Here is a 10,641-nt window from a genome sequence, read left to right on the forward strand (position 1 = left end):
CTATTCACTCCCTTCGCCAACTTTAATCACATCAAAAAAATCAGATGTTGCTTCTGAAGATATCACTCCGAATGTTGCATACTCTTGGGGTTCTGTAGGCCAGTATCGTTGACGATTAAATCCAACATTAGAATATGATAAAGGCAATTGGCGACGATAAGAAGTAGGAATCCCTTCATTACTTACAAGAATATGAGCATTATTACCGCCTAATCCAAATGCGCTAATACCAGCACGCAATATTCCTTGTGTATGACTCCACTTCTGATGCTGTTGCACAATATAAAATGGTGATTGCTCAAATCGAAATCTTGGATTAGGTACTTCACAGTGAATCGTAGGTGGTAACTCTTCATGCACAAGAGACAGCAATACTTTGATAAAGCTAGCTACTCCTGCTGCACTTAATAAGTGACCGATATTGCTTTTTACACTACCTACTCCGCAAAATTGCTGACGATCTGTTACACCTGAAAAAACGCTGGTTAATGCTTTTAATTCAATCGGATCGCCAATTAATGTACCTGTACCATGAGTCTCTATATAACTAATCGTTGAAGGATCGATATCTGCATTCTGAACTGCTTTGTATACCAATTCTTTCTGCGCTTCTGGATTAGGTGTTGTGATTCCCATCGTATTGCCATCATTATTCAAAGCACTTCCATCAATCACGCCGTAGATACGATCTTGATCTGCAATCGCTTGATCCAGCGGCTTGAGTATCACAACTCCGCATCCTTCTCCCAAGCCTATCCCATCTGCATCTGCACTAAATGTTTTACAGCGTGAATCTGTCGATAATACATTGGCTGATCCTAACGTTTCAAAAGGAACTTCATCTAGCAAAATATCAACACCACCTGCAAAAGCCAATTCACACTCTCCATTTTGAATACTTTGTACAGCAAGATGAATCGCTGTAAGTGAACTAGAACAAGCAGTATCTACAACTAGATTAGGACCTTTCAAATTATAAAAATGTGCTAAATGTGCAGCGATAAAATTTTGCCCTATACCGACAATCGTGTCTTTTGCTGTACGATCGACTTTAGAAGAATAGTTACTGGTACGTGATCCTACAAATACACCTGTTTGTGTATTTGATAATTGCTGTTTGGTATATCCTGCATCTGTAGCCGCTTCGACACTCACTTCTAAAAGTTGTCGTTGTAACGGATCAATCTGCACAGCCAACGATTCACTGATACCAAAATAAGCAGGATCAAATTGTTCGATATGTGGTAAAAAAGCTCCATACCGCACATGAGTTGTCGAATCATACGGAGCGATTCTATTAGATTGTTGATGCTGACGAGAAGATGGTGCTTTTTGAATACTATCTTTGCCTGATTTTAAATTATTCCAAAATTGCAACGGATCATTGGCATCAGGAAAATGGCATCCTATACCAATCACAGCAATCTTCTGCTTCGGCTCTTGTTGTTTCTCAGACATAGGCGTATACACATCCTGAGCCTTTTCAATAATAGATGGTGATGGACTTGCGATTGGCTCTGTAGTGGTATCATTTGTGAATAATGTAACTAATTCCAATGGATACGTGTACACCAATTGTTCTGCTAATTGGTGTATCGTAGGATACTCTAACATCATGGTTGGATCTACAGCAGTTCCTTGTAATGTTCGATCTAATGTTGTAATAATTTGTGCTAATAAAATAGAATCGATTCCGTATTCAGCAAATGGCGTATGATCATCTAATCGTGCAACGTCTACTTTCAATTCCTCTGCAATCAGCTTTCTTAACCAATCCAAAGTCATATGGTGTAATTCTTCTGACTCTGGCATAGTGATTGATGATGCTGGTGTGTAAGCAGATTGGACGTTTTGCTCTGCTATCAACTTGTTAGAGAATACAGATGGTTGATACTTCATCCATACCGATGGTTGCGCAATCTCTTCATGGATAACAGCAGGCAATATCACGTTATCTTTGGATGAGTTCATAATACAATCAAGCAACTGTAATCCTTCTGTGTTGGTCATACTGAGTAATCCTGTTTGCTCATAAGGCTTACTTTTCACTTCGCCAAATCCAGTTTCTTTCCAGCTAGGCCACTGAATACTGTATATCGGATATGCATCTGTAGATGCTTCAGCAAAATAATCCATATAAGCATTTGCCATAGCATAATCACTTTGTCCTACAGCCAGTGATGGGATCGTTGCAGCAACTGACGAGAACAATACCCAGAATTGTAAAGGTTCTTGTTGCAAGCACTGATGCAAAGTATGCAGTCCTTTTATTTTGGGATTCATTACAGATTCAACTGAATCTACCTGTTTGCGAATAAAAGCTGGATTGATCTGATCCGCTGTGCCTGCACAATGAATAATACCGCCTATCGAACCTAACTCCGAATGGACTTGATCGATCACTTTCTGCACTTCTTGCACAGAAGTTAGATCTACAGAAGTCGCATAGATCTGTATACCCTGTTTTTCTAGTTGAACAATCGATTTTATTTTTTCTGCGGTTACTGAAATTTGATGATCATATAAATGCCATTCTTCCCTTGGCGGTAATAATTCTTGACCGCTTAATACAAGCTTCTTCACTCCATATTGAGCTACAAAATGTTGAGCACATAACATCCCTAACCCTCTGGTTCCTCCAGTGATCCAAAGGACTTGTTCTGGATCAAATGAACGGCGTTGAGCAGGAGCAGTATTAAAATCAGGCATATTCTCTACAAGTCCGAGATAAGCTACCCAACGCTGATCGGATCGATAGCACACTTCCACATCTGGAGAATCAAATAACAGCTCTTGCATAATCGCAAAAGCTGTCCTTTCTTCTACTGCATGCAGATCAAAATCAATATGTTTTGAACGTACATGAGCATATTCATGTTGTAACATCCGATACAGTCCTACACGTTCTGCTCCTTGAAGATGTACTGATGTATTCTGAAAAGACTCTAACCCTTTTGTTACCTGCAATAACGTGAGTGGTGTTTTTTGGTTGATCTCAATCCAGCGTTGTAACCATTGCAACCAGCCTTTGTGTAAAGTGTAGCGTATGTTACTGTCACTCGTATCATCACTTGTCCATGCAGTCAGATCAATAAAGCTTGCAATCGATTTTATTTGCTCCTCTGTGCTCTCCAATTGATGTGCCAGATCGTCTTCATCCCAGATCAATAAATTTGGGATCATAGCAGATAGATGCTTTTCTAAACTTTCTGTTTTGTTATTTATTAAAATGACTACACGTCTATCAGCAGGTAAAGTAAGCTCGCTATTAAATGATTCCGTTATAGCACTCATTTGCCAATGTTTTTTGTATATGATTGATGTTCGGTCCGATTGTTGTTGTGCTTTGGGCAATGATGTCGATAGATTAGAGCTTGCAGACATCAGATGATCTGGAGCCCAATATCTTTCTTTGGCAAACGGATATACAGGTAAAGAAATACGCTGTGGCTGGCGATCGCTATAAAGTAATTTCCAATCGACTGTTAGACCTTTTACCCATAATTCTAATAATTGATTATACTGACGATGATTGAGCCATGAAGCAATCATATTTTCAAATCCACGATCTGAAGACAGCATAGACAACATTTCTTTATGCGCTTTCGTATGTCCTCGATAGAACTGGTATGAATGAGGTTGTGTAGTTGGTTGTAGATACGATTTCAACTTCTCTTTCATGTCCGATAACGAATGCGTCACAAAGGCTAACCGTTCTTCCATCGCTTCTCTACCGACCTGTAAAGTATAAGCAATCTGTTGTAAAGGATACACTGAACGATCCGTTGCTAGCGTCTCTACTAATTGTTGTGCTTGTATACGCAATTGTGCTTCTGTTTTGGCAGACAATACAATTAGTACCGGATCATTTTCAGATAAATCAGTGGATGCTGTGATTGCTGGTTCTACAGTATATTCTTCAATAATAAGATGAGCATTCGAACCACCGGCTCCAAAAGAAGACAACCCTGCTCTTCTAGGTATTTCTTTCTTTTTACCATGTTCTTCAAGTAAAGGGCGTTGCCATTGTGATAATTCTTTTTGTACAACAAACGGAATATGATCAAAATCGATATTCGGATTCGATGGATCTGCATGCAATGAAGGCACAAGTTGTTGATGCTTCATTTGTAATAGAATTTTAGTTAATCCTGCGATACCGGCGGCACTTTCGCAATGTCCAATATTAGACTTCACTGAACCTATAGCGCAGAAATGCTTATCTTCTGTATTTTGCTGGTAGACAGCATTTAATCCAGCTATCTCGATAGGATCACCTAAAGATGTTCCTGTGCCATGCGCTTCTACATAGCTAATCGTTCTCGGCTCTACGCCTGCCCGTTGAAATGCTTGCTGAATCACTTGAGACTGAGCAACAGGATTGGGAACCGTATAACCATTGGTTTTGCCACCATGATTGATTGCTGAACCTTTAATAACTCCATAAATATGATCACCGTCTGCCTGAGCAACAGATAAAGGTTTTAGTACAACAGCTCCTACACCTTCGCCAGGCACATAACCATCACCATTTGCACCAAAGCTTTCACATCTTCCTTGACTCGACAGAAATCCACCCTGATTTAGCATGTGATACTTGTTAGGATGAACAGAAATATTGACTCCACCTGCTATCGCGGTCGAACATTCTTGAGTAATCAGACTTTGACAAGCCAAATGAATCGCTGTTAGTGAAGAAGAACACATCGTATCTACAGCCATACTTGGCCCATTAAAGTTACAGAAATACGATACACGATTTGCAATCGATGCTGGATTTCCACTAAGTGCTACAGAACTCTGGCTTAATGCTTGCGCTTGTGCTCCATACAATTGGTACTCTTCATACATAACACCTACATAGACACCCACTTGATGATTTTCATTCGAGTCTGTAGAAGCACCAAGTGTCTGTCGGGTATAACCTGCATCTTCAATCGCTTGATAGACCGTTTGTAAAAACAATCGTTCTTGCGGGTCCATCATCTCTGCTTCTTTAGGCGAAATATTAAAAAATAGCGGATCAAATTGCTCCACTCCATCTATAAATCCGCCCTGAGTTCTATTCTGCGATGATGTAGTATCTAGCGAATCATTATTCCAACGACTTGAAGGAATATCTGTAATACAGTCTATTCCTTGTTTTAGATTTTCCCAGTATTGATCTACATGATCGGCTTGAGGATACCAACCAGATAATCCGATAATAGCAATATCTGTTTCATGCTTTTCTACAGGTTGATGAGTATGATAAGCCAATTTGAAGCGAGAATGAATACCAGGTAACTGTGCTTGGATTGCTTTCTTTGGTTGATCAGTAGATAAATGTTCTACTTTAGCAACAGAAGGTAAAGATTTTTGAGCTGTACTGATATTAAACTGCTTATCCAAAATATCAAAGTGTGCTTTGATGAAATAAGTTGTTAATGCTGATAATGTCTGATATTCGAATAATAGTGTTTTGGATAATCGCCCAAATGTCTGCTCTAATTGTTCTGTGAATTGTAATGTTGTAATTGAATCGATACCGTACTTCTCCATTGGAGCATTGGCTTCAATGTGGTCTACCGGCAACTTGAGAATAGTAGATAGTGTTTGTTTCAAATACATCATTGTTGATGATTGTAGACTATTCGATTGTTCATGAACGTCAACAGATTGAGGTTCAGGTAGATTCACACCCTTTTGATCTGCTATTTTATTGGTGTCTGCTTGTGATGAGATAGTGATTACCGATTCAATCCAATTTGTTAATTGCTGAATAGTGGTATATTCTACGAACGTCAATGCTGTTAATTGCAATTGAAAATGTTGATTCAATTGATGGGATAGATCTGCTAACATCGTCTGATCAAAACCATATTCTGACCATTCTGTTTCTGTATCCAATTCAGAAGCATCTACTTTGAGAATAGTAGCCATGATGTGTAATATTTCTTTTTCCACTTTATGATTTGTTATCGTTGGGACTGCATTCGTTCTTGATAATAATATGGATGATAACTGAGCTTGATCGCCATATAAAGTAATGATTTGAGGTTGATTAGACGCCATACCTGCATAAAAAAGTTGTAATCCAGTCAATGTAGGCAATGGTCTCATACCTGTCGTACGATACAGAAACTGTGCTGTATCTTTATCGATATGCATTCCACCTTCTACCCATAGACCCCAATTAAAACTCACTGTCTGACCGGAACGTTCTCCAGCTAATACTTTCTTATGGCGATCGATAGCGTATTGATCCATAAAAGCATTTGCTGTGGCATAATCTGCTTGACCTGCATTCCCAAACGCACTAGCAACCGACGAGAATAATACAAAAAAGTCTAATGGTATAGACTGAGTAGCTAAATCCAAATGGACTGTACCTGTTACTTTTGGAGCTAACACTTGATTGAATTCGTCGGTTGTTTTCTTAATGATAAAATTATCTTGAGTCATACCAGCACTATGAATAATGCCGTTTAATGATCCATATTGTTGAGTAATCCATGCTATTAATTGGGTTACATCTTCCTGCTGTGTCAGATCAAGTTGTTTGTATAACACAATCGCTTCTTTTGATCGTAATGAATAAAGAATAGATTCATCTATACTAGCTGCTCGACCTGTTAAAATAACAATCGGTTGCTCCACTTGCTGTATAATTTCTTTTGCAAAAATCATACCTAAGCCACCTGTACCGCCGGTAATCAAATAAACTCCACCATTTTTCCATGGGGAGTGAGTAGTCTTTGTTGGTATTATGATCTGTTCGTAATCAGACTGAATATAGCGTTGTTGAGATTCATAGCGAATCTGTTGATCTGCGCTATACTGATTTTCTTGTAATTGTGTAATGATTTGAGCCGTTGTTAGATAAGATTGCGTTTCTATCATTTGAATAGTTATGTTGGGATTTTCTAGTGTGACTGTTTTGAGTAATGCTATAAGAGCAGTAGGCGATTGTTGAGACACTTGATGAACAGTAACCATTTGAATAAACACGCGATCTTCTTTATACCTTTGCAAAATACGCTTTATTTCTTCAAATGCTTGCGTAGCCAATTGGGTAAAACGTTGATCGATCGAAAGGTTTGATTTATCAATATGTGTTAGATGAGCTGGTAATAACGAAATGCACTGTGCATTAGGAAAATGTTCTTTCACTTGTTGTTCTAGTGCCAGATTAGGTTCGCATAGCATGATGATATGCTGATCATATTTACGATGTTGAGCAACTAATGGATTGGTCACTGCTTTTTCTGCCCACTTGGGAGAAAGTAAGATTGCTTTTTCATTACCAATCGCTTTACTTGTTAAGCCTTGTAATCTTACACAAAGAAGACCTGTCTGATCTATTAGATCTATATTTAATTTCGATATAGAAGATTGAGCTACTTCATCTTGATAGACATGTGCCCACATTGTTGATGTTGTCGGATGATAGATATCAATTTGTTCCAAAGCAAACGGTAAAAAGGTTTCTTGCTCTTGAGATCGTTCTTCTCTACCTAACCATATTCCAATAGAAGCTTGCAAAGCACCATCTACTATCGCAGGATGAAGCACATAATCCTGGCTATTTATTTGCAATTCTTCTGATAACTGAAGTTGAGCTAACCATTCATTTGATCCTGCATATAGATGATGGATCGTTTGGTGACGATCTCCATAATTCATATTCAGTTGACGATAAGCTTCATAACATGTGTTTGCAGTAAATTCTTTTGTATTACATCTTGCTTTGATCTGGTGTATATCTAGTAAAGGTTGTTCTATCTTGACATCTTCAATAATAGCGATGCCTTCACAATGAATAATCGGTTCGGCTAGATCATCAGATTGCGTGTATATTTCATAATGAATCGCATTTTCTTGTTCTGGAAATAAAGCAATGTGTACAGCAGTAGATTCTTGTTCAATTACAAGTGGATGTTTCCAAACGGTTTGTTGCAAAGATATCGATTGTCCTTGTACTGGTGTCCCTGTAAGAGCTTGTTCCACAGCCGCTCTAGCCATTTCTAAATAGGTTACTGCTGGTAAAAGATGTTCATCTCCTATGCGATGATCTGCTATAAAAAATTCATCACCTTCAAAAACAGTTGTATATTTTTGTACATTTATATTTGAAGTATTCGTATAAACTAAAGGATGAAGAATAGATTGAGAATGAAACTTCGGTTCTATTTCTGATATGTGCGTCTCTTCCACTTCGGGAACCCAGTAACGATCACGAGCAAAAGGATACGTAGGTAAGCTGATTTTTTGAAATGTACCAGCCGAATATATGGTATCCCAATTCAATTCGATTCCATTCACCCATAATTCAAGCAATTTAGAATATTTTCTTTTCTCTACCCATTGCTGAATAGTAGCTGTCATATCTTCATCTGTAGACAAAAAAGGCAATGCAGGCAGATCATTTTGAACTTTGCCGTAGTATACAGATGAAGGTATATCATCAGATTCGATATACTCTTGAAGCTGACTAATAAGATTCGTTACCGAAGAAGCCACGATGCCTAAGCGAATATCCATCGCTTCTCTACCTGTACATAACGTATATGCTATATCAGCCAAATCCTGATCAGTATACGTGTGTTCTGCTAGGTGATGAATGAAGTGAAGAACGACTTGTTTTAATCGTTCTTCATTTTTGGCAGATAATATCATCATTACAGGTTGTACAGGTACAGCTAATTGTTTGGCTACGATTGGAGACCTATATTCTTGGATCACTATATGCGCATTAGATCCACCTGCACCAAATGAAGACACACCAGCAGTCAAAGGAACCTCTGTCATTACATGATCTATAGCGATCACAGGACGTTGCCATTCACTTAATTGATGCTGAACTGTAAAAGGCGTTTTTGCAAAATCGATATTAGGATTAGCTGGTTGCGAATGAATAGAAGGAGCTAGTTTCTGATGCTTCATTTGCAATAACACTTTGGTTATACCTGCAATCCCTGCTGCACTTTCACAATGTCCGATATTAGATTTGGCAGAACCGATCGCACAAAATGACCGATCAGATGTGTAGCGATCAAACATTTTGGTAAGACCTGCAATCTCAATCGGATCTCCTAACGATGTGCCTGTACCATGAGCTTCGATATAACTAATACTTCTAGGGTCGATAGCTGATTCTTGGATTGCTTTATCAATAACTTCTGCTTGTTGATTAGGATTAGGAACCGTATAGCCGTTAGTTTTGCCTCCATGATTGATCGCTGTTCCTTTAATCACTCCATAAATGTGATCACCATCGGCTATAGCTTGGGCTAACGGCTTGAGGATCGCTGCTCCTACACCTTCACCGGGAACATATCCATCTCCACCTTCGCCAAAACTTTCACATCTGCCTTTACTGGATAAAAAGTGCCCCTGTGTTAACATCACATATTTATTAGGATGAACAGAGACGTTAACTCCACCTGCTATCGCTACTTCACATTCTTGCTTTTGCAGACTCTGGCATGCGAGATGAATCGCTGTTAATGATGAAGAACACATCGTATCCACCACCATACTCGGCCCATGAAAATTAAAGTAATACGATACCCGATTCGCAATTGATGCAGGATTACCGTTCAAGGCAAAAGGTTCGTTATAACGTTTTTGAGATTCTACTCCATACAATTGATATTCTTGATACATTACTCCGACATATACGCCTACTTTGTTGACTTTTGACTGCGCTGTTGATCGGAATAAATTAGCACGAGTATATCCAGCATCTTCTATAGCAGTATATACACTTTCTAGAAATAGTCGTTCTTGCGGATCAATCCGTTCTGCTTCCCTAGGAGAAATATTAAAAAAGAGTGCATCAAAACGATCCACTCCTTCTATAAATCCGCCCCATTTTCCAGAAACTGTCGCATCATTAGTAGAACGTTTCATCTCTGTGTGCACTTTGTAATTCCATCGTTCTTGAGGAATCTCGGTAATGCAGTCTTTGCCATTTTTGAGATTTTCCCAATACTGCGAAATGTTTTCGGCTTCAGGATAACGACCTGCTAAACCAATAATAGCAATATCTAATGCTTGTGAAGATGAAGATTTTGTTGCAGTTGTAGAATCATTAGCAGGTTCAGCTATGGGATTAAGATTAGTAGAACCTTTTGAAGACCTTGTATTTCTTATGTTTCTTTGTGTTGTCGACGCATTAAGTGATTGTTTTGGCTGGGGTTGTATCTGTGTATGTTGTTCTTTGCCAGTACCCAAAAGTTCAACCAATTGCTTACGATGTGATTTCAAAAAGTATTCTGTTAATTCTTCTAGATTATGATATTCAAAAAATAGTGTTTTGGACAATGAACCAAAAACAGTTTCCAACTGATCTGTTAATTTCATAACCATGATAGAGTCTATTCCATATTTTTCGAGCGGTGCATCGGCTTCAATCTGTCGTTCAGGCATCATTAACACCGAAGATAATAACTTTTTGAGGTACTGAACAGCTTGATCTTGAAGCTCATTATCGTTTAGCACATTTTCATCGATAGAATGTTCGATAGGTGGTGTAAAAGATTCAGTCTTTGTAGAAAGTAATTGCTGTAATTGCTTAGCACCTTCTACCTTATCGATCTTTCCTTGTTCAATCTGGTTGTACAGATGTGATAATGACTCATTCAATAGTAACACCTC

1 protein-coding gene is annotated in these 10,641 nt (G+C 38.5%); it reads right to left on the reverse strand.

The features are described from left to right. Positions 1 to 10,629: an SDR family NAD(P)-dependent oxidoreductase gene (locus PQ460_RS12830; protein WP_274170026.1), complete on the reverse strand. Its 10,629-nt coding sequence runs from the start codon at positions 10,627 to 10,629 to the stop codon at positions 1 to 3. Between the last annotated feature and the right edge of the window lie 12 nt (positions 10,630 to 10,641).

It is taken from the genome of Paenibacillus sp. KACC 21273, from assembly GCF_028736095.1.
GTDB classification, from domain to species: domain Bacteria; phylum Bacillota; class Bacilli; order Paenibacillales; family Paenibacillaceae; genus Saccharibacillus; species Saccharibacillus kyungheensis.